The following is a 22983-nucleotide window of genomic DNA, read 5'->3' as shown; positions in this document are numbered from 1 at the left end:
CAATTAAAATATATTCAAAAATAGCTTATTTTATGACATTTATCATTCTATTATTAGTTTTAAATCATAAAATACCTATATTTGAAAGATATAAAACATATTATAAAACAAAATCATAACCAAAAAATTCAAATATTACGATTAAAAACACCATAAAAACAATAAACAACAACAAAAAACCATCAAAAAATATATAAAAACTTTATAAAATAAGATTATCACTCAAAAAAATAAAAAATAAGCAACATGAAACAGAAAAATATAGTAGTAATTGGAAATGGAATGGTTGGTTATAAGTTTTGCGAGAAAATAATCACAAAATCTGATGAATTTAATATCATAATTTTTGGAGAAGAGCCTAGAAGAGCCTATGACCGGGTTCATTTGAGTGAATACTTCAATGGAAAAACTGCCGAGGATCTTTCTCTTTCCACCGAAGACTGGTATTCAGCAAACAAAATCTCCCTTTATCTACATGATCCGGTAAAGGAAATAGACAGGGACAGCAAAACCGTCCACTCTTCAAAAGGACTTACACTGAAATACGATTACCTGGTTATAGCAACGGGTTCAGCGCCTGTTGTGCCGGATATACCGGGGATTGATAAAGAAGGTGTATTTGTATACCGAACCATTGAAGATCTGGGCCTGATTAAAAACTATGCTGCTCATGCAAAAACAGGTACAGTACTGGGCGGTGGCCTATTAGGACTGGAAGCCGCAAAAGCACTCATAGACTTAAACCTTGCCGAGACAAATGTGGTCGAATTTGCCCCACGCTTAATGCCAAGACAAATAGACAGTGCAGGTAGCGAAATGCTGCAAAACAAACTCAAAGCACTGGATTTAAACGTTTATACCAGTAAAGGAACAAGCAGTATCGAAGGGGTTGACCGGATCGCCTCCTTAAAATTTAATGATGGCAGTGAATTAAAAACAGATATGCTGGTGATCTCTGCAGGTATAAGACCCAGAGACGAACTGGCAAAGTTATCAGGCATTGAAGTGGGCACCCGTGGGGGTATCATTGTAAATGAATATATGCAAACCAGTGACCCTTCAGTTTTTGCTATTGGCGAGTGTGCTTTGTTTGACCACAACATATATGGATTAATTGCCCCTGGATACGAAATGGCCGAAGTAGCCGCTGCGAGACTTTGTCACGACAACAAAACCTTCAAAGGTTTTGACATGAGCACCAAACTTAAGCTGATTGGTGTAGATGTGGCCAGTTTTGGCGATCCATTTACCTCGGAACCGGATGCAAGGACCATTCTTTTTGAGGATAGCCACAAAGGGATTTATAAACGCATCAACATCAGCAACGATGGGAAATACCTGCTTGGTGGAATATTAATAGGTGAGGCCGAAGCCTACAATATGCTGCTGCAAACGGTAAACAATAAAATACTGCTGCCCCCTAACCCTGAGGACCTGATCCTTGGATCGAGGGGGGGAAGTTCACAAACAGAAAACACAGGGCTGGCAGGGCTCCCCGACGACGCCTTGATCTGTAGCTGCGAAGGCATATCTAAAGCTGCAATTTGCAATGCCGTTACTGAAAATGCCTGCGAATCGGTAGATGCCATTAAAAAATGCACCAAAGCAGGAACAGGTTGCGGGGGTTGTATCCCTATGGTAAAAGACCTGATGCTGCATACCATGAAACAAAATGGTAAATATGTTAGAAATGTAGTATGTGAGCATTTCCAATTGAGCAGGCAGGAATTATATGACCTTATAAAAATACATAACCTAAAAAGTTACGAGCAGGTACTGGATAATCTGGGCAAAGGCGATGGCTGCGAAGTATGCAAGCCATTGGTATCATCACTTTTAGCGAGTTTGTGGAATGACATGATCCTCAAAAAAGGCAATGATACTGCCCAGGACAGTAACGACCGGTTTTTAGCCAACATTCAAAAAGGCGGCACCTACTCTGTTGTGCCACGCATACCGGGTGGTGAAATTACACCGGAAAAACTGGTGATTATTGGTCAGGTTGCTGAGAAGTATGGTTTATATACTAAAATTACCGGAGGGCAACGTATTGATATGTTTGGTGCGCACCTTAGCGACCTTCCTTTAATATGGGGGGAACTGATCGCCGCAGGTTTTGAAAGCGGACATGCTTATGGCAAAGCGCTGCGTACGGTTAAAAGTTGCGTAGGCAGTACCTGGTGCCGCTTTGGATTGCACGACAGCGTAAGTTATGCCATCCGCATAGAGGAACGCTACCGTGGTTTGCGTGCACCACATAAACTTAAATCGGCTGTTAGTGGATGCATCAGAGAATGCGCCGAAGCACAGAGCAAGGATTTTGGAATTATAGCAACAGAAAAGGGCTGGAATCTTTATGTATGCGGTAATGGTGGAAGCAAGCCGCAGCATGCCCTATTGCTGGCTGCGGATGTGGACAGTGATACCTGTATCAAATATATAGACCGTTTTCTGATGTTCTACATCCGGACTGCGGATCCCCTGACACGGACAGCTCCATGGCTGAACAAGATGGAAGGCGGAATGGAATACCTGAAAAATGTAGTTGTGAACGACAGCCTGGGTATGGCTGCCCAGTGGGAATTGGAAATGCAGACGCTGGTAGACGGTTATCAATGCGAATGGAAAACAGCGATCGAAGACCCTGAGATCAGAAAACGCTTTAGCCATTTTGTGAACGCTCCGGAAGAGAAAGATCCAAGTGTAAAATTTGACGAAATGCGCGGTCAGAAGAAGGCAGCGAACTGGACAATGGCTTAAAAACGAATAGATTATAGACACCCAAACAACAATAGATTATGATAGAAATAACTACAAACTGGTTTGCAGCCTGCCGTGTTGAAGATGCAGTAGAGAACGGCGGCGTATGTGTGAAGTGTGGGGAGGATCAAATTGCCTTGTTTTATTTTACCCGCCGTAATGAATGGTACGCTACACAGAATCTTTGCCCGCACCGCAGACAAATGGCATTGAGCAGGGGAATGATCGGCTCTACCGGTGAGGATCCTAAAATCGCCTGTCCTTTTCATAAGAAGACCTTTTCGCTGGCTACGGGAGAATGCCTCAGCGGAGACGAATGTGCCCTGCAAACTTATCCTGTAAAAATAGAGAATGGAACAGTTTATATCGGTTTAACTTAAATATCAATTATTATGGATTATGTATCACCCAAAGAAGTAGCAGGCACCATGATGAACGCCGCTATTACCAAAGCATCTTTATCCGTTAAAGACTTGCTGATCAGGGGCTCCATGTCTGGTGCCTTATTAGGAATTTCAGTTACACTGGCCTACCTGGCCTCATCGCAAACCAAATTGAGTATGGCTGGAGCCCTGGTGTTTCCGGTAGGCTTTGTAATCATTGTAATATTAGGACTTGAACTGGTTACCGGGAGCTTTTCATTAGTACCGCTTGCCTGGCTGGAGAAAAAGATTACGACAAGCACAATGCTTAAAAATCTGTTCTGGGTCTTTATAGGAAACCTGATCGGAAGCGTACTTTTCGCTTTCCTGTTCTGGACGGCCTCATCGGAAATGGGAACTGCAGCAATTTTAGGCACCATAGAACAAATGCTGGTTACCGCAGCCGAAAAGAAAACTACCGGGTATGCCATGCATGGCAGTGCCGGTTTATGCGCTGCTTTTGTTAAGGCAATTCTATGTAACTGGATGGTTTGCATGGGAGTTGTTATGGCGATGACCTCAAAATCTACTGTAGGTAAAATTCTGGCCGCCGGAATTCCAATTTTTATTTTCTTTGCCCTTGGTTATGAGCATGCTGTAGTGAATATGTTTGTAATTCCCGCCGGAATGATGTTTGGAGCGAAGGTAACCATTGCAGACTGGTGGCTGTACAACCAGCTGATTGTAACACTGGGCAACATCATAGGCGGCCTGCTGTTTACCGGAATGGCTATTTATTATACTTACGGTACTAAAACTGAGTCTGTAACTGCTCCTACTGTCTAAAATATCCAAACCAGCTAAATTAACCACAATGACATCCAGATTTCAACTTGCTATTTATAGCCTTCTCAGTATTACTATGCTTTGTTTACAAGCAAAATCACAAACTCCGACCGGAAATATCCAAACTAAACCTGTACTTTTTGACGGCCTGATCGTAGCAGGTTATTTAGACCAGGGTGCTTATATCAATTGTGCCGGGCCGGGCATTAAATTCAATAAAAAACCAGTAACTGTATTGTTGGGTTTATTGCCTGGTTTAAGGATAAAAGAAGACAAAGTAGCGCCTGGCGCCCCAAAAAATTCGACGGTAACACCCTCACTTGGTTTCGGCATTACCCTTGCCTATAAACACCTTGCTGTGCAGGCCCCTGTGTATTACAACAGTAAAAGCAGCACCAAAAACGGGGAGTGGAAACCCGGTATAGGTATCGGTTATAAGTTTTAAAAGAATTAAGATTCCTGAGTAAGGGATCTTAATTTTTCTTCATTTATAATCCTGATGTTTTTTCCGGAAATAGAGATCAGTTGTTCATTGATCAGTTCGGTTGTCATCCTGAACACGGTTTCGTAAGTTGCTCCGGTAAACGCGGCCAGGTCTTGTTTACTCAATGCTATATTCAGGCTACCGGCCTCAGTAAGCCCAAATTGGGCACTCAGCTGTAACAAAGCTACTGCAAGCCGGTTTTTAACTGGCATCAATGCCAGGTTACGCATTTTTTTTTCGGATTCCAGCAATTCATCCGCAAAAAACAACAATAGGTTAAAAGCCAGATCATGGTTTACTTTTAGTGTTGTTTTAAAGAATTCCAGGTCGATGAAACACAATGAAGTCTCTTCGAGCGCAGTGGCTGATATCGGATAAACTGTAGTTTTAGTGTTTAAACCACGATGCCCAAAAATCTTCCCATCATTTGCAAAACGGATGATCAGCTCTTTATCGCCCCACTTTTTATGTACCTTAACATTGCCGCTGTAAACAAAATAGACACCAGTAACCGGCTCTCCTTCCTGAATGATCTGCTCACCTTTTTTCGCCAAAAAATTCTTCCTGTGACTGTCTATGGCTGGCTTCCACTCTTTTAATGCCAAACGACACATCAAACAGGCTTCAAGATCACAGCATTTACCTTTTTTCATATCTAAAGACGCTCTTATACAAAAGCCGAATATCCTAAAACTTTTTGGTTGCGCTTCTTTAAATCCTCCAGATTTATTATTTTATTACGTTAATGATATTTTGAACATTAATAATCTTTATTCTGAGGCATTTTACTGGTCAGGTTTGCATCGATCACATTTTGCGGAATGGGCAGTAAAAGATCTCTGTCCTTTACTACCGGCCCCGCAATCTTATTGTAAAGCTTTACCCTTTCCAGCCATTTTCCTGTCCGCAGCAAGGTATAGCGCCGCTCTTCTTCTGAGAAAAGTTCTCTGGACCGTTCATCCAGTATAAAATCGATCGTTACCTGAGCGGCAGTGATCTGTCCGGCATGTGCCCTGTCTCTCAAAGCATTGATTGCATCTTTTGCCAGATCTGTTGCACCCAGTTTCAGGTAAGCTTCTGCGAGTATCAGGTAGGTTTCGGCAGACCTCACCATCATCTGGTCGTTATACTGGCGATCTACGGTTACATCCTGTGGACTGACGTAATCCCATTTCCTGGTGCTTGGCCAATTGGGATTGGTGACCTTCTCATTGGAGGTCCTGTCTAACTGGATGACATCCCCCAGGTTTTTTCCGGCAGGTATGCCCGCGGGATTATTAATGGCATAAGAAAAACTCCAGGCATAATCAGATCCCCTATCGTCATTCGGCCCATACAAAGTAAGTGCAAATTTTGTTGGCGACAGACGGCCAATTCCGCGCCCTCCATAATCGGCACTGATGGCAAATGGATTTTTAGATTTGCCATCGGTACCACTTACTGCAATAGAATAATACCGGTTTACCCAATACCTGCGCATGATGTTGCTTCCTTCACCACCGGCAACATTGAGTTCATTCTGCATCACCCACAATGCTTCTGTATTCCCGGCTGTACGGTTGGCATTCCCATCTACAAAAAGATCTGTAAATGCGGTACCTGGTTTGGCAGCATTCACACCAAAACGTGCAGTTACCAGTTTATAGTTGGGATTGGTAGTTACTTTTAACGCGTAATCTCTTGCCTTGTCGTTTTTTCCTTCTGCCAGGTAAAGCTCGGCCAGGTAGTGTTGTACAGCTCCTTTTAGCACTTTTCCAGGATTGGCCGGGGAAAGTTCCGGAAGAAACTGTTCTGCAAACAGCCAGTCTGCTTCTATAGCTGCTCTAACCTCTGCAACCTGGGTTCTTTGCCAGTCTGTTTTGATATTTGTACCAGATGATTCTTCGAGGGTCAGCGGCACATCGCCCCATAAATTAATCAGGTGACGATAAGCCCAGCCTCTGAAAAACCTGGCTTCGGCCAGTACTTGGTTCTTCTCTGTTTCGGTTAAACTATTTGGTTGCCCGGCCCTGTTTATAATCGTATTTGCGGCATTGATGGTTTCATAAAGCCAGGACCAGATATAGCGATAATGAATTACAGAGGCATTATTATTCGCACCCCAGCTGTTAAACACCTTTTCATAAGCATCTTCATAATTTCCGTAGGCATTATCTACGCCAATAAACGCTGGTTCCAGCATCAGATTAGTTGATCCTCCATAGGTACTGCCAGACCGTGACCGGCGCGCTTCGTCATAAAGGCCATTTAACCCGGCATCAAATCCGGCTTTATCCTTATATAGGTTATCTGCCAGCAATATGTTTGGAGAGGATTCATTTAACGTATCTTTTGAGCAGCCTGCAACAAGTACAATGGCTAAGGTGAACTGCAGTGTTTTGATAAGTGCTTTCATAATAAATCTGATAATGCTATAAGCCAATATTTAAACCCAGTATAAATTCTTTTTGTAAAGGAATGGCATCCTGCGTATTCAATTCGGGATCCAGGCCAGTCCATTTGGTGATGGTAAAGGGATTACGCATATTGAAGTATACTTTAAACCTGCCAAGTTTGAGTTTCTCCAGCATCTTAGCCGAAAGATTATAGGCAAGTGAAATGTCTTTGACCCTTAGGTAACCGTCGCTTTGAAAAATGGGAACCCCATAAATATTTGCGTTTACGTCATTCGCATAGTACTCGTTTGTTGGATTGTCTGGCGTCCACCAGTTTTTACGCATAGTATTGTAGCGCACACCTGAATTCACATTATCTGCTAAAAAAGTATTTCTCCTGTTTGTACCTACTACGCCCTGGGCAAATACATAGAGGGAAAAGTTTTTATATTTAAAGGTATTCCCCATCCCCCAGGTGAAATCTGGCTGCCGGCTTCCGATGATGGTCTTATCACGCGCATCGATCTTACCATCGTTATTGTAATCTACTACTTTTGCATACCCCGCTTTGGTATTGGGCTGGGGCGATTTACTCAGGTCGTCGGTACTTTGCCAGACGCCTCCGTAAATGTAATCGAAATTCAGGTCGATTGGTTTTCCAAGGAACCAGGTATTTAAGGTATCGTTTTTTCCATTGCCGTAAAGTTCCTCTATTTTATTGCGGTTAAGGGATATATTGACGGTACTTGACCAGCTGAAATTTTCTGACTGGATATTGATGCTGTTCAGGCCAAGCTCAATCCCCCTGTTAGCCGTCTTTCCAATATTCTGGGTGATGGTATCCACCCCGTGTACAGGAGAGATCTGTCGCTTTAACAAAAGGTCGTGTGTTTTAGAAAGATACGCATCAATTGACCCGGTCAACCTGCCTTTTAATAATCCAAAATCGATACCTGCATTGAAGCTGTTGGTAGTTTCCCATCCAAGATCTGGATTGGCAAGACTTGTTGGAATATAACCTGGTGCAGTTGCCGACCCATTTACATAAGAGCGTTCAGATAACTTTGCCAGGGTACGATAAGTACCTACAGCCTGGTTTCCGTTGCTGCCATAGGAAAGCCTCAGCTTCAGATTAGAGATCGCTTCAATATTTTTAAGGAAGGGTTCTTCGGACAAGTTCCAGCCAACTGCTACTGATGGAAAGAACCCGTATTTTTTATTGGCCCCAAAACCTGAAAATCCATCTCTGCGACCGGTAAGGGTTAGGAGGTACTTGTTATTGAAAGTATAATTGACACGTCCCATCTGGGATACCAGGGTTTGCTTTGAATAGGAAGCTCCGGGGGTTTTAGAAAGCGCTACATTGGCCTGGTAATAGGTGAGCACATCATTGGGAAATCCGGTGGCATCCATACTGTTCCCTTTAAGGTTATCATACTGATAACTGTACAAGCCAGTAAAGCTGATGGAATGCTTACCAAAGGTATTGTTGTAATTCAGGATATTTTCTATGAGCAGGTTTCTTTGCAAGTTTTGACCAAGGCTGAGGTTACCGTTATCCTTTAAGCCGGTACGGGTGTTTCTGCCATAATAAGTACTTTGATCTCTGCTGGTGTATTCAACACCTGTATTCAGCCGGTAAGAAAGGCCTTTTACAAAGGGCAACTGGACATTGAGGTAATTGGTGCTGACTACTTTGTAGGTTTCATCGTCATTGCTTGCCAGTGTTGTAGCCAGCGGATTTGCAAAGAAGACATCATCAGGCCATGGATAAATGGTAGGGCTTCCGCTGGGGTCGTAAGCGGTGGTAAGCGGATTAAAGCGGTAGGCGCCATAATCTCCGGTAAAAGATGCAGCCAAGCCGCTTCTGTTGTTGTAAGACAATTGCGTATTGGTACCATAGGTAAGCCATTTGGTCACATTCATTTCCAGGTTTACCCGCGTCGACATTCTCTTAAAATCGTCATTCAAAGCTATCCCTTTGACAGCTAAATAGGTGGCAGAAACATAATATTTTGAATTTTCACCGCCCCCGGTTACGCCTAGTGTATGTTGGCTGCGGCTACCTGTCCTGGTAGCAAGGTCAATCCAGTTTGGAAAAATTTTTGAATCGAAAACCGCCTGTTCTGAAGTAGTGATGGCCGTGTTTGGCTCTCGTGTACGTTTAAAGGCATAAAACTCTTCAGGGCTTAGCATATCCGGCAGATTGGCAAATGACTGCACACCATAAAAGCCATCGTAAGAGATCACAGGCTTGCCTTTACTTCCTTTTTTTGTAGTGATCAGGATAACCCCATTTGACCCTCTGGAACCATATATGGCCGCTGCTGAAGCATCCTTTAGGATATCAATTGATTCTATGTCCGGAGGGTTAATGTCGGAGATACTGCCATTATAAGGAATGCCATCTAAAATGATCAGCGGATCGTTGGTGGCGGTAATAGAATTCTTTCCACGTATAACAATGGAATTGCTGTTTCCTTCTGCTCCGCCACTGTTCTGATCGACGCTTACACCTGGTAAGGCACCCTGCAGGGCCTGGGCAAAATTAGTATTGGGTAGCTGCTCAAGCCGGCTTTTATCAACTGAGGCAACAGAACCTGTTACATCTTTGCGCTTCTGGGTACCATAGCCTACAACTACCAGTTCGTCCAGGTCTGTTGTACCCGATGAAAGCGCTACATTTAGCATGCTGCCTGATGCTGTATTCACATTTATCTCTTTGGTTCCATAACCAATAAAACTAAATACAAGAACATCATTTGCCCCTGCACTAATCTGATAGTTGCCATTAGGATCTGTAGCCGCACGCTTGGTAGTTCCCTTTACCGCCACTGTTACCCCAGGCAACACGCCCTTATCTTTTTGATCCGTTACTTGTCCTCGTACTACCTTTTCCTGCGAAAAAGCAGGTGTAACAGCCGCAACATAAAACAATAAGATCAGCGCAATCCAGTTTCCGAATAGTAGTTTCATACCCTTAAAAAATAAAATTTGGTTAGCTTTAACTCCTGCTAAGTTACCTATAGTAATGCTCCATAAACCGGCCAATTGGTTCATATTTACGGGAGGTTTGTAGCGGTATTCAACCTGCTTTTAATAAAAAATTACCTTCTTAGGGGAGAACCGGCGTCTTTTCGCTCCTTCAGCGAAATTATGCCCTCTCCGAAAAGAATGGTTATATCTTTCTTAAAAATTACCTTCTTAGAGGAGGACTGGCGTCTTTTCGCTCCTTCAGCGAAATTATGCCCTCTCCGAAAAGAATGGTTAGATCTTTCTTAAAAATTACCTTCTTAGAGGAGGACTGGCGTCTTTTCGCTCCTTCAGCGAAATTATGCCCTCTCCGAAAAGAATGGTTATTTTTTCCGTTACTTTGTATCTTAAATTACTGCCATGGAATTTAATTTCAGTCAAATCCTATCAACCTCGATGGTATTGTTTGCCATTATCGATATTCTGGGTGCTATTCCTATTGTGATAGAACTTAGAAAAAAGGCCGGACATATCCAGTCAGAAAAAGCAAGCCTTGTTGCAACTGTTCTGATGATCATATTCTTATTTGCAGGTGAAACCTTACTGAAGGTAATTGGACTGGATGTAGCATCTTTTGCCATTGCAGGTTCTATAGTGATCTTTTTTATTGCCATGGAAATGGTATTGGGCCTTACCATATTTAAAGAAGGGGATGCACCCGAAACGGTATCTATTGTACCCCTTGCCTTTCCCTTGATTGCGGGTGCGGGAACCATGACTACCCTGCTGTCATTGAAAACAGAATATGCCACTCAAAACATTGTAATAGGCATCCTCATCAATATGATGTTTGTATATTTTGTATTAAAAAATACAGAACGTCTGGAAAGGCTATTTGGAAAATCGGGCTTAAATGTACTTAGAAAAGCTTTTGGAATTATTCTGCTGGCCATTGCCATTAAGTTGTTCCGGAACAATACAGGTTTATAATATGGATTACTGTTTGATCAGGCGGGCAACAAACATCGTATCAGCCTTAGCTGCATAGCCTTTAATTACCTGCATTTTTTCCAGTTTTAAAGGCAGGTTTTCTAACAGGAAAGCTACCACGTCCTCATTTTCTTCTTTAAATACTGAACAGGTGATATAGATCAACGGCTTGCCTTCTTTCAGGTATTTGACCACATTTCCGGCTATTGTTTTTTGCAAACCAGAAAAATAACTGACTTTATGTGCATCAAAATGATACAACATTTCGGGAGTTCTTCCCCAGGTTCCTGATCCGGAACAGGGTGCATCCAGTATAATACCATCAAATTCATAGTCATGAAGGTCCTGATCATTGTTTTCCAACAAGTCCAATACTTTCTTCTGATATTTTTTTAAACCCGCCTCCTGGAAGCGCTCGTCCAGGTTATGTAAACTGTTTTCCCTTACATCGCTTACCAATAGCTCAATCTTTGATTCCAGATCATACAAAAGCAGTGATTTACCGCCTGACGCTGCACAACAGTCCCACCATTTGTCCCAGGGTTGAGGTTGAAAGAAGCTGCCTGTTTTCTGTGAAGAAAGGTCTTGCACCTGGTAATGCTTCTGTGCAGCCAACAGGGTATCTAACTTTGTCCCGTTCTGCAGCGCAAGTGTGGTGTCGCTAATATTTTCTACCACAATCTCTGCTTGCTTTAAAGTAGCGGTTACTTTTTCCAGATAACCGGCATCAACCCTGATGAACAGGTCAGGTTGTATAAAAAAGGAAGTGATATAATCTTCCTGATCAATATCGGCAGAAAGTTGACTGTGAAAACTAAAAACATCAGTTAATTTAAATGACGGATAATGCTGTTTAATCAAGGCTATTTTTTCCCGGACCGGAAGTTCAACATGCTCTTTTAAGCCCGTTAAATAAGTTTCCAGTACCAGGCTTGTGGTTTGGCTGCAAAGAAAATCGGCTACTGCCAAACGTAGGGTATATTCTGATGCGATTAAGGCTTTGCCAAGTCTAAAAAAACTATAAATATACCGGCTTGCCCAACGCCTGTCAGAAGAGCCCATTTGTTTGTTCCGTTTAAAATAAGCAAACAAAAAACGATGCAGCGGCAAGGTGCCGTCATAACTTTTAAGAATCTGTTCAAATGCCCTTAACTGGTGTTCTACCCTCATTCAACAATATTTAAAGCAAAGTTTTTATATTTAAGGAGCATTAAGCTGGTATTGATATAACCCAATTTATCGTCGTGAATAAAACGGAAGGAATTGTGCAAACCCTTATACCGTTCTTTGCTGAGGTAATTTAAATAATCTGCACCATAGATAGATAGCAGCTTGCCAAAATAAAAACCAATATCAAAACCTTTAAAAGCATATTCACCAGGTTCAAAGTTGAAAGATGAGCGGTATTTCCTGATAAAAGCATTAACCTCTGACCTGGTATAATCAATTTTATAAGAAGAGGTGACGACTGTATTTAAAGTTTGCAGCTGTTCGGTATTGTAATTCTGTTTAACCCAATCTGGATGGCCAAAAAGGGATATATTTAATCCTGTCTTCTTGATTTTCATTAGTTTATCGAGTGTAGGAACAACAAATTTTCGGTCTGATGCACTTACAATAACTACATACTGCCTGTCTTTTATAATTTTAGGTTCCATGGTAAAAACAGAGGCATATTCCTGGAAGTTAAATTTGTTATGCTGCATGAAATATGCCCTTAAAGGCTTAGCCATCACTTCGTCACTTGAGCCCTTTGGATTGATCAGTACCACAACAGTAGTTGCCGGGTTATAATTTTTACTGATATAACTGCCTATTTTCTCTGCATGCTGATCAACATTGTTTACAATCGATATCAGGTTAGGATTGGCAAATTCGCCGGGATGAGCCGCCGACAGGGGATTGACCACAGGAATATTCCTGGATATAGAATAGTTGGTAATGTACTTTAACCCATCCGGGAACACGGGCCCCACAATCAGGCTACTGCCCAGCAGGCCACCGTTATCAATCAATGTGCCGATCTGGGTATTGTCATCCCGTGTATCGTATACTTTCAGTTTAAAATTCTGACCAGACGCAGCGGCAGAATCTATACCCAGCTTAAATCCCTGGTAAAAATCGATGGCCAATGCGGCTTTTTCTACCTCTGCTTTCGTAGCTGATTTTAATTTGATCTCATTTAAGCGGAAGGGGACCAGCAACGAAATACTGGCCTGCTCAAATCTGACAGCGGGCTTTGTTGTTTTCGGTGCTTCCTTAGGAACCTCGGGCTTCTTGCTTTCGGTCCTTATTTTCGGCGAGCAGGCCGATAAAACAAGAACCATAAATACAAGGATCCAATATTTATTCCCACTCAATTGTGGCTGGTGGTTTTGAGCTAATGTCATATACAACGCGGTTAATTCCTTTTACTTTGTTAATGATTTCATTAGAAATTTTTGCGAGTACGTTATAAGGTAAATGACACCAATCTGCGGTCATTCCATCCACAGATTCGACGGCACGAAGGGCTATCGCATTTTCATAAGTACGCTCATCCCCCATTACCCCTACCGATTGGACCGGAAGGAATATTGCACCTGCCTGCCATACTTTATCGTACAGACCTGCTTCTTTCAGGTTATTGATATAGATGGCGTCTGCTTCCTGTAGAATGGCGACCTTCTCTGCAGTAACCTCTCCAAGAATCCTGATCGCTAAACCTGGACCGGGAAAAGGATGACGTCCGATGATAAAATGCTCCAGTCCTAAAGATGTCCCAACCCTTCTTACTTCATCCTTAAACAGCGTATTCAAGGGTTCTACAACTTTAAGTTTCATGAAATCCGGCAAACCACCAACATTGTGGTGTGATTTAATCGTAGCTGACGGTCCTTTAACAGAGACAGATTCTATGATATCGGGATAAATGGTGCCTTGTGCCAGCCATTTTACATCCTGCACCTGATGCGCCTCATCATCAAATACTTCAATAAATACTCTTCCAATGGCTTTACGTTTCAGCTCAGGATCAGAAACTCCGGCAAGCTGGCTTAAGAAACGTTCCTTGGCATCTACACCTTTTATGTTTAAGCCAAGATGCTTGTATTGTTCAAGCACTGCTTCGTATTCGTTTTTCCTTAATAAACCATTGTCTACAAAAATGCAATGCAGGTTTGTTCCAATTGCTTTGTGTAATAAAATAGCTGCAACGCTGGAATCTACCCCGCCTGAAAGTGCCAGCACCACTTTATCATTACCTAGTTTCTCTTTTAAATCTGCTATCGTAGTTTCTACAAAAGCATATGGTGTCCATTCCTGCTTACATCCGCAGATGTCTACCAGGAAGTTTTCCAGCAATTGTTTACCATCGATGCTGTGCGTTACTTCAGGATGGAACTGTATGGCATAAGTATCGGTTCCTTTAACCTGATAGGCAGCCACCTTCACACTGTCTGTACTGGCAATCAGTTCAAAGTTTTCGGCCACCCTGGTAATGGTATCGCCGTGCGACATCCATACCTGAGAATCCAAAGCAATATTTTTAAATAATTTATTTCCTTCAGCAACAAAATTAAGGTTGGCCCGGCCGTATTCACGTGTTGAAGAGGCCTGCACTTCACCACCGGAGTGCTGTGCAATATATTGAGCTCCATAACAAACCGCAAGTATGGGGTAGCTATCCAGCTTTTTAAGATCTATTTGAGGGGCATCTTCCTGACGAACCGAATATGGACTACCTGAAAGGATGATACCTTTAACGTCTGAAGTAATTTCAGGAATGTTGTTAAATGGATGAATTTCGCAATAAACGTTTAACTCGCGTACCCTACGGGCAATTAACTGTGTATATTGAGAACCAAAATCGAGAATTATGATTTTTTCTAGCATGGCCAAAGTTAAGAATACTTAATCACTTCCACGCCAAATCTCTTCAAAAAATCAACCCCCTCATCACTCGGCAATCCCTTATAGGCAGCATACGAATCCCGGTAGTGCACTACTTTTATGCCTGAAGATAAAATGAGACGGGCACAGGCGATGCAGGGCGACAAGGTGGTGTATAGCGTTGAACCTTCAATTTTCGACCCGTTCTTTATACCATACAATATGGCATTCTCCTCTGCATGCAGGGCCAAAGAGCAACTTCCACGGGAATCTCTTGCACAACCTGCTTCCGGCCATTCTTCGTCACAATTATGTGTTCCGGCAGGAGGACCATTGTACCCTATGGAAATAATGCGGGTGTCTTTTGTTAACACAGCACCTACCTGCGCACGTACACAATGTGAACGCCCCGCAAGATCGGAAGCTAAATTCATGAAAATATGGTTAAAACTAGGTTTTACTGTCATGCTATTGGTTGTCCGCTGATACTTTAACTATACCGGCAGCGTTTATTGATAATGATTGTTAATGGATTTTTTTTGGGCTAATTTATGTTTAAAATTGCATATTAGCACAATATTATACGTTAGGTGAATGTTTGAAGCAATATTACAAGGGATAGGTGCGGGTATTTTATTTTCTTTTTTAACAGGACCAGTATTCTTTTCAATGATCAAAACAAGCATTGAAAAGGGATTCAAGGCGGGGTTTGCGTTAGCCATAGGTGTGATCTTTAGCGACATCATATTCATAAGCCTGACCATATTTAGTTCGCAGTTTGTAGATTACAATTCCAAGTACAATCAGTATATCGGTATCATTGGCGGACTATTCTTATTTTGCATCGGCCTGTTCTACCTCATCAAAAAGGTGAAAGTAAATTATGACATCTCTGAAGACTTAAAGATCAAAAAGAGAGGATATATCATCAAAGGATTTTTCATGTGCCTTTTATCGCCTACCACACTCATGTTCTGGATTATGGTGGGGGGTATTGTATCTGTACACCTGCATTATGAAATGGCAGAAAAGATTGTATTTTTTATTGTTGCAATGATTACACAGCTTTCTGTAGACTGCCTCAAGTGCTTTTATGCAGCCAAGCTGAGGTACAGAATTAAAGAAAGGACCATTCAAAACCTCAACAGAATTGCGGGGGCAGTTATCCTGATGTTTGCAATAAGGTTGTTTATTGAAGTAATAAGAAAATAACCCATTCTGTTCACAGTCTGGCATCTGCCGCCTTGCTTCTCTGAAGCAAGCCAACAGCGCCTAGGTCTGTTCACAGAAGGGATATTTTCGTTCAATAGCATGATGCAGAAGGAGAGATACCGACGAACAAAAAAACCCTTTTGCAAAAAATGCAAAAGGGTTTCTTGTTTTATTAGATGTACATGAACACCATGTTTAAGGCGCTCGCTTGACAGTAAAGATGCTTGCTGTGAAGCGACCTAGGCGCTGTTGCCCTTCAGCAACAGATGCCAGACGCTGAATAGCACAGCTTTTTTACCCTCTAGTATGCCCTTTGATTATTGCCTTCTTTCCAGTTTACAAAAGCCTTATTTACTACCTTGTTACCACCCGGAGTTGGATAGTTACCTGAGAAATACCAGTCGCCACTATGATTAGGGCAGGCAACATGTAAATTATCAAGTGTCTGGTAGATCACCTCCACTTCGGCAACGGTATCAGCAGGCGTAATGATTTTAGCAATCTGGTCGGAGATTTCCTGTTGCTTAAATGGCCTGTAAATGTCCTTAACATGATTGACAATTTCTTCTTTAGGCAGCAACAAAGAGGCTTTACATTTCTGGTAAACTTCTTCTATTACATTTTCCATCCCTCTTGCCTTTAATAATTGTATCGCCGCTTCGAATGCCACAAACTGGCCCATTTTAGACATGTCAATACCGTAGCAGTCGGGATAACGGATCTGCGGTGCAGAAGAAACAATGATGATCTTCTTAGGGTGCAGTCTGTCTATTATCTTGATAATGCTCTGTTTTAATGTAGTTCCTCTTACAATGGAATCGTCTACAGCGACCAGCGTATCTGTGTGGTTTTTGATCACCCCATAAGTAGTATCATAAACATGCGCTACCATATCTCCTCTATCGGCATCCTGCGTAATAAAAGTTCTTAGCTTAACATCCTTAATCGCCAGCTTTTCTACTCTTGGACGCATAGACAGCAATTCATCAAGTTCTGCATCACTGAGTGTATCCTTACGGCGCAGTAAGGCTTCCTTCTGTACCTCTCTAATGTAAGCATGTAAACCGTCTACCATGCCGTAGAAAGAAACCTCGGCGGTATTGGGAATGAAAGAAAAAACAGTATTTTTCAAATCTGCACTTACCGCTTCCAGAATTTGCTTACACAGCAAGGCACCAAGGTGTTTTCTCTCTTTATAGATTTCGGCATCGCTTCCTCTTGAAAAATAAATACGTTCAAAAGAGCATGCTCTTTTTTCTTCAGGCTCCCTGAATATCTCTTGTGTTACGGTACCGTCTTTCTTAACGATCAATGCATGACCAGGCTCAATTTCCTTAACATTTTTAAACTGGATGTTAAACGCAGTCTGTATAGCCGGGCGCTCCGACGCAGCGACTACAATTTCATCATCAGCATAATAATAGGCCGGGCGTATCCCTGATGGATCACGAAGGATAAATGCATCGCCATTACCTACAATCCCTGAAATGGTATAACCTCCATCCCAATTCTTTGCGGAACGTTTCAATATTTTGGCAATATCGAGGTTTTCAGAGATCTTATGGGTAATGGCTACATTATCCAAACCTTCTTTTTTATATTCATCAAAAAGTTCCTGATTCTCATCATCCAGAAAGTGGCCAATCTTTTCGAGCACAGTAACTGTATCTGCCTTTTCTTTTGGATGCTGGCCAAGTTCATAAAGTTGCTCCAATAATTCATCAACATTTGTCATGTTAAAATTACCGGCAATAACCAGGTTCCTTGTCATCCAATTGTTCTGACGCAAGAAGGGATGGCAATTCTCGATGCTATTCTTGCCATGCGTTCCATACCTCAAATGTCCTAACAAAACTTCACCAATAAAACTCACATTTTGCTTCAACCACTCTGCATCCTGCATCAGTTCAGGCGTTTCATTCTGAATATCTACAAATTTATTTTGTACATATCCAAATATATCCGCAACTGCATTCTGAGCCATCGAACGGTACCTGCTGATGTAGCGGTGACCAGGTTTAACATCTAATTTAATAGTTGCTATTCCGGCTCCATCCTGCCCACGGTTATGCTGCTTTTCCATTAAAAGATAAAGCTTGTTTAATCCGTAAAGTGCAGTACCGTATTTTTGCTGGTAGTATGAGAGCGGTTTTAAAAGGCGGATAAAGGCGATTCCGCATTCATGTTTGATCGAGTCACTCATTCGTGTGTGTTGTTTTGAGCGGCAAATTTACCGTTAATAATAATCAGAACCTAGAAAGAAATGGAAAGTTTATTTTTAGATTATAATTGCTGTTCAAACGTCAATTATAATTAATTCTTTGCTAAACGGAATTCATTTAACACTGGGCTTTCATATTTACGTGCTTTGAAACAACAGGTTTGCCAAAAAAAATAGAAGCATTGGAATTAAAAGCCTGCGGATCTCCCGAAGTGAAAAAACTAGTTTCAGCTTCTTTGCCGATCCTGCACTCCATTTCCGGATGCTTCCTGAGGTATAAGGCAAGGCTGCTAGCGACAATATCGTTCTGTGCCAGCAAGTTAATATGACCTGGTAATATCTCTTTCATTTTAGACACCAGCAGCGGATAATGTGTACAAGCCAAAACAATACAATCTATTTCATCATCTTTCGTCAATAACTGATCGATATACTTTTTTACAAAATAGTCTGCGCCTGTATCCTGGTGTTCATTGTTTTCTATCAAAGGCACCCACATTGGACAACTTTGCTGGGAAACGGTTATTTCCGGGAAAAATTTATGGATCTCCATCAGGTAGGACTCGGAATTAACAGTACCACGGGTTCCCATGATCCCAATATGCCTGGTCAATGTAAAATCACCTGCAATCTCGGCAGTAGGTCTGATTACACCCAAAACTCTCCTATCTGGATATTTAAATGGCAATACATTTTGCTGAATGGAGCGTAATGCTTTTGCCGAAGCAGTATTGCAGGCCAAAATAACCAAAGGACAGCCCTGAGCAAATAACCATTCTACACATTCCAGTGTGTACTGATAAATAGTTTCAAAAGAATGGTCTCCGTAAGGCGTACGGGCATTATCCCCAAAATAGATATAATTATACTGTGGCAGTTCCCGGGCAATTGACTTAAATACCGTCAGGCCGCCATAGCCAGAATCAAAAACACCTATGGATTGCTTATTATTCATGATAAAAAAACGGGATTGGGTTTTATCACCCAATCCCGCAATTTAAATATTTTAGCTGCAAAATCCTCAATCAGAGTTTATAGAGCTATCATTTATTTTTTTGGTGCAGTTGCTGTAGCAGCTATACCAAGTTTAGTTTTTACTAAAGCTGTAATGTCTTCACCTCCGTCTGAGTAAATCACAGCCGGGTTTGCGGTATCAAATACATAAGCAAATCCTTTTTCTTTGGACACGGCTTTAATGGCAGCATCCGCTTTTACCTGGATAGGATTGAATAACTCCGCATTCTTAGTTTCCAGTTCCTGCTGTGCTTTTTGTCTGGCATCACCAATGCGTTTTTCCAGATCCTGAAGCTCAGCACCCATAGTTTGCAATTCTTTACCAATAGCTTCTTTGTTTGCCTCACTCATTGTTTTCTCTTTGTCCTGAGCAGCTTTCAATTTAGTCTGATATTCAGAAATCATTTTTTCAATATCTGCCTGCTTTGTTTTTTGAAAAGCTTCCAATGCAGTACGTGCAGTTTTTACCTCTGGCATGGCCTCTATAATCGCTGCAGAGTTTAAATGTGCCAATTTTTGTTGTGCATTTGCAATATTAGCAGTAAACAATAATCCTGCCGCTAAAAAAAATGCGTTAATTAACTTTCTCATTCTATTTTTCTTAATAATTGTTTCTAATTTATGTTTATATATCTATTTAATTGACGAATCTGGTTTATAACCCAATCTTTTAATCACATCGTTGCTCACATCATAACCACTGCTGGCATAGATCATCATCGTTGCTTCGCTGCTCTTATCAAAGATAAAATCAAGAAGTTTGGATTTAGCTACTTCTGCTACAGCTTTTGTCACGCCATCCTGAATAGGACCTAATAATTTTGCCCGGGCCTGAAACAATTCACCTTCCGGACCAAATATTTTACGCTGAAATTCTTTTGCCTGTTTTTCCTTTTCTATAATATCATTCTCTCTCCTTTTACGCATGTCTTCAGTCAATAATACCTGATCGGCCTGGTAAGCCTTATACATTTTGTCTATTTCTGTAAAGTTATTGTCTACCTGTTTTTGCCACTGCTGTGACAAAACATTTAACTGGTTCAACGATGATTTATAATCTGGTAAATGTTTCAGAATATATTCTGTATCCACATAAGCAAATTTCTGTGCAAATGCACCCATCCCTGTAAACAGCAAGATGCAAATTAAAATATACTTTTTCATTAGTATGATGATTTATTTTTATGTCCTTAAAGCTAATTAAACCGCTATATGTTAAAAACTAAGATAAGCTTATTAAGTAATACCTAACAAGCTTATCCGGGTTTTATTGTGTATTTTATTAATTAAATCCGCCAAGTTGCTGTGCTATGCTAAAATGGAACTGCCCTTTATTGGCATCTGGCGAGCCTGGAATCTTATCAAATCCATAGCCCCAATCTATCCCCAGCAATCCAAATATCGGTAAAAATATTTTGGCGCCAAAACCGGCAGAACGTCTGACATTGAATGGATTGAAATCGGCAAACTTATCCCAGGTATTTCCACCCTCTGCAAATGCTACCAAGAAAGCGGTGGCTTGCTGACTCGCAATTACCGGGTACCTTAACTCCATGACATATTTGGTAAAGATAGGGCTACCAGATTGCTGTGCGATGTTAGGATTTGCGCCTACTGGTATTACCGAGTTGTTGGCATATCCACGCATGGCGATCAGCTCAGATCCCTGAAGGAAGTCAAACCCTTGCATACCATCTCCACCTAGTTTAAACCTTTCAAAAGCAGATTGTCCAACAGCCTGGTTATATGTTCCAAGGAAACCAAACTGTGCCTGTGCTTTAACGACAAACTTGCCGGCCAACCTTTGGAACCATTGCGATTCAAATTTCCATTTGTGATACTCTGTAAACTTATAACGTTGTTTATCAGATGCTGTTGCATAGTTCACGTTATTCAGCAATGAATACGGAGGTGTAGCCTGCACAGTGAATTTAAAGAACGATCCTCCTGTAGGGAAGATTGGGGAATCCCTTGAATCCCTGCTTAGTTCTTGTGTTAAGTTCAGGTTATATGAGGTCCCGGTACTGAACAGGAATCCAGGATAATTGTTCAGGATATACTGCTGCACATTAATGGCATGCGTTAACTGGAAGTAGTTATCCGGGAAGTTCAGTCTTCTTCCCAAACTGACAGTAACCCCATTTAACCGGATCTTCTGGTATTGACTACTGGACGGATCTATCGTACCATAGTAACTTCTCCCGCCGTTAGACTGTAATGAGGTAAAGGCACTTACGCCGAAGCTGATCGGTTTTTTACCCCCCAGCCATGGCTCGGAGAATGAAAAGCTATACGATTGGTAATATTTGCCGTTGGTTTGTCCACGTAAGCTTAATTTTTGTCCATCACCTTTTGGCAAAGGTTTGTAAGCACTTAAATTAAACAAGTTTCTTAAAGAGAAGTTGTTGAAGGTTAAACCCAGGGTTCCGATGATGTTACCTCCACCAAAACCGCCCGAAAGCTCAATCTGGTCAGAAGGTTTTTCTTCTACTGTGTATTCGATATCTACCGTTCCATCTGCTGGGTTTGGCTTAGGTACCGGATTAGTTTTCGACTCGTCAAAGTTACCCAGCTGACCAATCTCACGAACAGTACGGATCAATAGGTCTTTAGAGAATTTTTCACCCGGCTTCGTACGTACTTCACGCAAAACTACCCTGTCGTTTGTAATGGTATTGCCTTTAACAGTAATGCGGTTATTGGTATACTGTGGACCTTCGTAAATCCGCATTTCCATCTCAACTGTATCACCATAAATTTTAGTCTGTACCGGATCTACATTAAATGTTAAATATCCGTCGTTCAGGTAAATGCTGGATACGTCATCTCCGTTGGCACTTCCTCTTAATTTTTTCTCTAATTTTTCCTCACTAAACACCTCTCCTTTCTCAATTCCCAATGCTCTTTGTAAAAACTCTGTATTGTATTTTGCGTTACCTACCCAGCTGATGTTACCAAAGTAATATTTAGGTCCCTCAAATAAATCTATTTTAATACCTACAGCTTTATCGCTATACTGATAAATACTGTCTTTTAAAATTACCGCATCGCGATAACCCTTATCATGCATTTTAGCGATAAGTTTGGTCTTATCTTCGTCGTATTTCTCTTTGTTGAACTTCCCTGAACCAAATACTTTATAAAATGCCTGCTGTTTCGTTTTCTTTAAAAATTTGCGCAGCTTGGCTGAAGAAAAATCCTTATTCCCTGTAAAGTTGATCTCATGGACTTTAACTTTTCTGCCTTTATCTACTAACACCTGGAGGATTACACTATTGTCCTGGCTGGGATCTGGTTTGGTCTTGTACTCAACACTGGTAAAGAAATACCCTTTTTCGAGTAAAAACTTCTTAATAGTGGCAGTAGTACTATTGTATAGATTGTCATTAATAATAGCTTTACCAGCTTTTTCACCCAGTTTTTCAAGAATATCAGTTTTTTGAGATTTACTAACTCCGGTAAATTCAAAAGAACTCAGGCGTGGCCGCTCCACAACCTCGATATCAAAATATACCGAATCCTCTACTATTTTAGTAATATCCAGCTGGATATCATCAAACAAACCCTGAGCCCAAAGATTTTTGATTGCATTAGCTGTAGCTTCACCTGGAAGGATAATCCTTTCTCCCTTGATTAGCTTTGACAAGGTAATGATCACGTCCTTATCCAGGTATTGTGTACCTGTCAAGGTAGTGCCCCCGATGATATACTCTTTCGGATTAAAATAATCCAGTTCAAGTCCTTTCACTTTTAAAGTGGGAGCTACGGGATTGGACTGAGGACGGGTGATTTGTGCCATTGTTGGTAAACCAATCAACAACAATAATATAAGTTGGTATATTCTTTTCATTTACAATCTAAAAATCGATGCTAAGT

General features: G+C 41.4%; 18 protein-coding genes. 6 read left to right on the top strand and 12 right to left on the bottom strand.

Annotation, left to right across the window (positions count from 1 at the left end):
- Window positions 1-246: 246 nt before the first annotated feature.
- From nirB to R2Q85_RS18280, 4 genes are read left to right on the top strand one after another with little or no spacing between them, the layout of a single operon-like run.
- A complete protein-coding gene (gene nirB, locus R2Q85_RS18295) occupies window positions 247-2760 on the top strand; it encodes a nitrite reductase large subunit NirB (RefSeq protein ID WP_316813229.1) in 2514 nt (837 codons plus the stop codon).
- 38 nt (window positions 2761-2798) lie between these two features.
- Window positions 2799-3140 (top strand): nitrite reductase small subunit NirD, encoded by a 342-nt coding sequence (nirD, locus tag R2Q85_RS18290; RefSeq protein WP_316813228.1) that lies wholly within the window; start codon window positions 2799-2801, stop codon window positions 3138-3140.
- Window positions 3141-3152: 12 nt separating this feature from the next.
- Window positions 3153-3968 carry a formate/nitrite transporter family protein gene (locus R2Q85_RS18285; RefSeq protein ID WP_316813227.1) on the top strand — a complete coding sequence of 272 codons (816 nt, stop codon included), beginning with the start codon at window positions 3153-3155 and terminating at the stop codon, window positions 3966-3968.
- Between the two features lie 28 nt (window positions 3969-3996).
- Window positions 3997-4413, top strand: coding sequence for a hypothetical protein (locus R2Q85_RS18280; protein ID WP_316813226.1), 417 nt, complete (start codon window positions 3997-3999; stop codon window positions 4411-4413).
- Between the two features lie 5 nt (window positions 4414-4418).
- Here R2Q85_RS18280 and R2Q85_RS18275 read toward each other — a convergent pair whose 3' ends face one another.
- The 3 genes from R2Q85_RS18275 to R2Q85_RS18265 form a co-directional block, all read right to left on the bottom strand.
- The gene (locus R2Q85_RS18275; RefSeq protein ID WP_316813225.1) at window positions 4419-5105 is read right to left on the bottom strand and encodes a Crp/Fnr family transcriptional regulator; all 687 of its coding nucleotides are present in this window, start codon (window positions 5103-5105) and stop codon (window positions 4419-4421) included.
- A gap of 107 nt (window positions 5106-5212) precedes the next feature.
- Entirely contained in the window at window positions 5213-6847 is a 1635-nt protein-coding gene (locus tag R2Q85_RS18270; protein ID WP_316813224.1) for a RagB/SusD family nutrient uptake outer membrane protein, read from the bottom strand.
- 16 nt (window positions 6848-6863) lie between these two features.
- The gene (locus tag R2Q85_RS18265; protein ID WP_316813223.1) at window positions 6864-9803 is read right to left on the bottom strand and encodes a TonB-dependent receptor; all 2940 of its coding nucleotides are present in this window, start codon (window positions 9801-9803) and stop codon (window positions 6864-6866) included.
- A gap of 417 nt (window positions 9804-10220) precedes the next feature.
- On the opposite strand from R2Q85_RS18265, the gene R2Q85_RS18260 reads away from it, so the two are divergent.
- The gene (locus R2Q85_RS18260; protein ID WP_316813222.1) at window positions 10221-10790 is read left to right on the top strand and encodes a MarC family protein; all 570 of its coding nucleotides are present in this window, start codon (window positions 10221-10223) and stop codon (window positions 10788-10790) included.
- Window positions 10791-10796: 6 nt separating this feature from the next.
- Here the strand turns inward: R2Q85_RS18260 and R2Q85_RS18255 are convergent, their stop codons facing one another.
- Genes R2Q85_RS18255 through R2Q85_RS18240 form a run of 4 tightly spaced genes read right to left on the bottom strand, consistent with a single transcriptional unit; the run spans window position 10797 to window position 15094 of the window.
- On the bottom strand, window positions 10797-11960 hold the full coding sequence (locus R2Q85_RS18255; protein WP_316813221.1) for an RsmB/NOP family class I SAM-dependent RNA methyltransferase: 1164 nt from the start codon (window positions 11958-11960) through the stop codon (window positions 10797-10799).
- Window positions 11957-13180 carry an ABC transporter substrate-binding protein gene (locus R2Q85_RS18250; protein WP_316813220.1) on the bottom strand — a complete coding sequence of 408 codons (1224 nt, stop codon included), beginning with the start codon at window positions 13178-13180 and terminating at the stop codon, window positions 11957-11959. The genes R2Q85_RS18255 and R2Q85_RS18250 overlap by 4 nt, the downstream gene beginning before the upstream one ends.
- Window positions 13137-14663, bottom strand: coding sequence for a glutamine-hydrolyzing GMP synthase (gene guaA / locus R2Q85_RS18245; protein WP_316813219.1), 1527 nt, complete (start codon window positions 14661-14663; stop codon window positions 13137-13139). The genes R2Q85_RS18250 and guaA overlap by 44 nt, the downstream gene beginning before the upstream one ends.
- 8 nt (window positions 14664-14671) lie before the next feature.
- Window positions 14672-15094, bottom strand: coding sequence for a dCMP deaminase family protein (locus tag R2Q85_RS18240; protein WP_316813218.1), 423 nt, complete (start codon window positions 15092-15094; stop codon window positions 14672-14674).
- A gap of 160 nt (window positions 15095-15254) precedes the next feature.
- Between R2Q85_RS18240 and R2Q85_RS18235 the strand changes: the two genes are divergently transcribed.
- Window positions 15255-15872 carry a LysE family translocator gene (locus tag R2Q85_RS18235; RefSeq protein ID WP_316813217.1) on the top strand — a complete coding sequence of 206 codons (618 nt, stop codon included), beginning with the start codon at window positions 15255-15257 and terminating at the stop codon, window positions 15870-15872.
- Between the two features lie 301 nt (window positions 15873-16173).
- Here R2Q85_RS18235 and R2Q85_RS18230 read toward each other — a convergent pair whose 3' ends face one another.
- The 5 genes from R2Q85_RS18230 to bamA all read right to left on the bottom strand — a co-directional run bounded on the left by R2Q85_RS18230 (window position 16174) and on the right by bamA (window position 22957).
- On the bottom strand, window positions 16174-18075 hold the full coding sequence (locus R2Q85_RS18230; RefSeq protein ID WP_316813216.1) for a class II glutamine amidotransferase: 1902 nt from the start codon (window positions 18073-18075) through the stop codon (window positions 16174-16176).
- Window positions 18076-18211: 136 nt separating this feature from the next.
- Window positions 18212-19048, bottom strand: coding sequence for a glutamate racemase (gene murI / locus R2Q85_RS18225; RefSeq protein ID WP_316813215.1), 837 nt, complete (start codon window positions 19046-19048; stop codon window positions 18212-18214).
- Between the two features lie 92 nt (window positions 19049-19140).
- On the bottom strand, window positions 19141-19698 hold the full coding sequence (locus tag R2Q85_RS18220; protein WP_316813214.1) for an OmpH family outer membrane protein: 558 nt from the start codon (window positions 19696-19698) through the stop codon (window positions 19141-19143).
- Between the two features lie 42 nt (window positions 19699-19740).
- Window positions 19741-20271, bottom strand: a complete 531-nt coding sequence (locus tag R2Q85_RS18215; RefSeq protein WP_316813213.1) for an OmpH family outer membrane protein — start codon at window positions 20269-20271, stop codon at window positions 19741-19743.
- 118 nt (window positions 20272-20389) lie between these two features.
- Entirely contained in the window at window positions 20390-22957 is a 2568-nt protein-coding gene (gene bamA / locus R2Q85_RS18210; protein WP_410478897.1) for an outer membrane protein assembly factor BamA, read from the bottom strand.
- Window positions 22958-22983 lie beyond the last annotated feature (26 nt).

It is taken from the genome of Pedobacter heparinus (genome assembly GCF_032678725.1).
Lineage (GTDB): Bacteria > Bacteroidota > Bacteroidia > Sphingobacteriales > Sphingobacteriaceae > Pedobacter > Pedobacter heparinus_A.
The sequence above is the reverse complement of the archived record's forward strand: the minus strand, read 5'-3'. Positions and strand labels throughout refer to the sequence as shown.

Excerpts from the sequence above, each read along its gene's own strand:
- nirB (WP_316813229.1), top strand. The coding sequence starts at position 247 with ATGAAACAGAAAAATATAGTAGTAATTGGAAATGGAATGGTTGGTTAT.
- nirD (WP_316813228.1), top strand. The coding sequence starts at position 2,799 with ATGATAGAAATAACTACAAACTGGTTTGCAGCCTGCCGTGTTGAAGAT.
- R2Q85_RS18285 (WP_316813227.1), top strand. The coding sequence starts at position 3,153 with ATGGATTATGTATCACCCAAAGAAGTAGCAGGCACCATGATGAACGCC.
- R2Q85_RS18280 (WP_316813226.1), top strand. The coding sequence starts at position 3,997 with ATGACATCCAGATTTCAACTTGCTATTTATAGCCTTCTCAGTATTACT.
- R2Q85_RS18275 (WP_316813225.1), bottom strand. The coding sequence starts at position 5,105 with ATGAAAAAAGGTAAATGCTGTGATCTTGAAGCCTGTTTGATGTGTCGT.
- R2Q85_RS18270 (WP_316813224.1), bottom strand. The coding sequence starts at position 6,847 with ATGAAAGCACTTATCAAAACACTGCAGTTCACCTTAGCCATTGTACTT.
- R2Q85_RS18265 (WP_316813223.1), bottom strand. The coding sequence starts at position 9,803 with ATGAAACTACTATTCGGAAACTGGATTGCGCTGATCTTATTGTTTTAT.
- R2Q85_RS18260 (WP_316813222.1), top strand. The coding sequence starts at position 10,221 with ATGGAATTTAATTTCAGTCAAATCCTATCAACCTCGATGGTATTGTTT.
- R2Q85_RS18255 (WP_316813221.1), bottom strand. The coding sequence starts at position 11,960 with ATGAGGGTAGAACACCAGTTAAGGGCATTTGAACAGATTCTTAAAAGT.
- R2Q85_RS18250 (WP_316813220.1), bottom strand. The coding sequence starts at position 13,180 with ATGACATTAGCTCAAAACCACCAGCCACAATTGAGTGGGAATAAATAT.
- guaA (WP_316813219.1), bottom strand. The coding sequence starts at position 14,663 with ATGCTAGAAAAAATCATAATTCTCGATTTTGGTTCTCAATATACACAG.
- R2Q85_RS18240 (WP_316813218.1), bottom strand. The coding sequence starts at position 15,094 with ATGAATTTAGCTTCCGATCTTGCGGGGCGTTCACATTGTGTACGTGCG.
- R2Q85_RS18235 (WP_316813217.1), top strand. The coding sequence starts at position 15,255 with ATGTTTGAAGCAATATTACAAGGGATAGGTGCGGGTATTTTATTTTCT.
- R2Q85_RS18230 (WP_316813216.1), bottom strand. The coding sequence starts at position 18,075 with ATGAGTGACTCGATCAAACATGAATGCGGAATCGCCTTTATCCGCCTT.
- murI (WP_316813215.1), bottom strand. The coding sequence starts at position 19,048 with ATGAATAATAAGCAATCCATAGGTGTTTTTGATTCTGGCTATGGCGGC.
- R2Q85_RS18220 (WP_316813214.1), bottom strand. The coding sequence starts at position 19,698 with ATGAGAAAGTTAATTAACGCATTTTTTTTAGCGGCAGGATTATTGTTT.
- R2Q85_RS18215 (WP_316813213.1), bottom strand. The coding sequence starts at position 20,271 with ATGAAAAAGTATATTTTAATTTGCATCTTGCTGTTTACAGGGATGGGT.
- bamA (WP_410478897.1), bottom strand. The coding sequence starts at position 22,957 with ATGAAAAGAATATACCAACTTATATTATTGTTGTTGATTGGTTTACCA.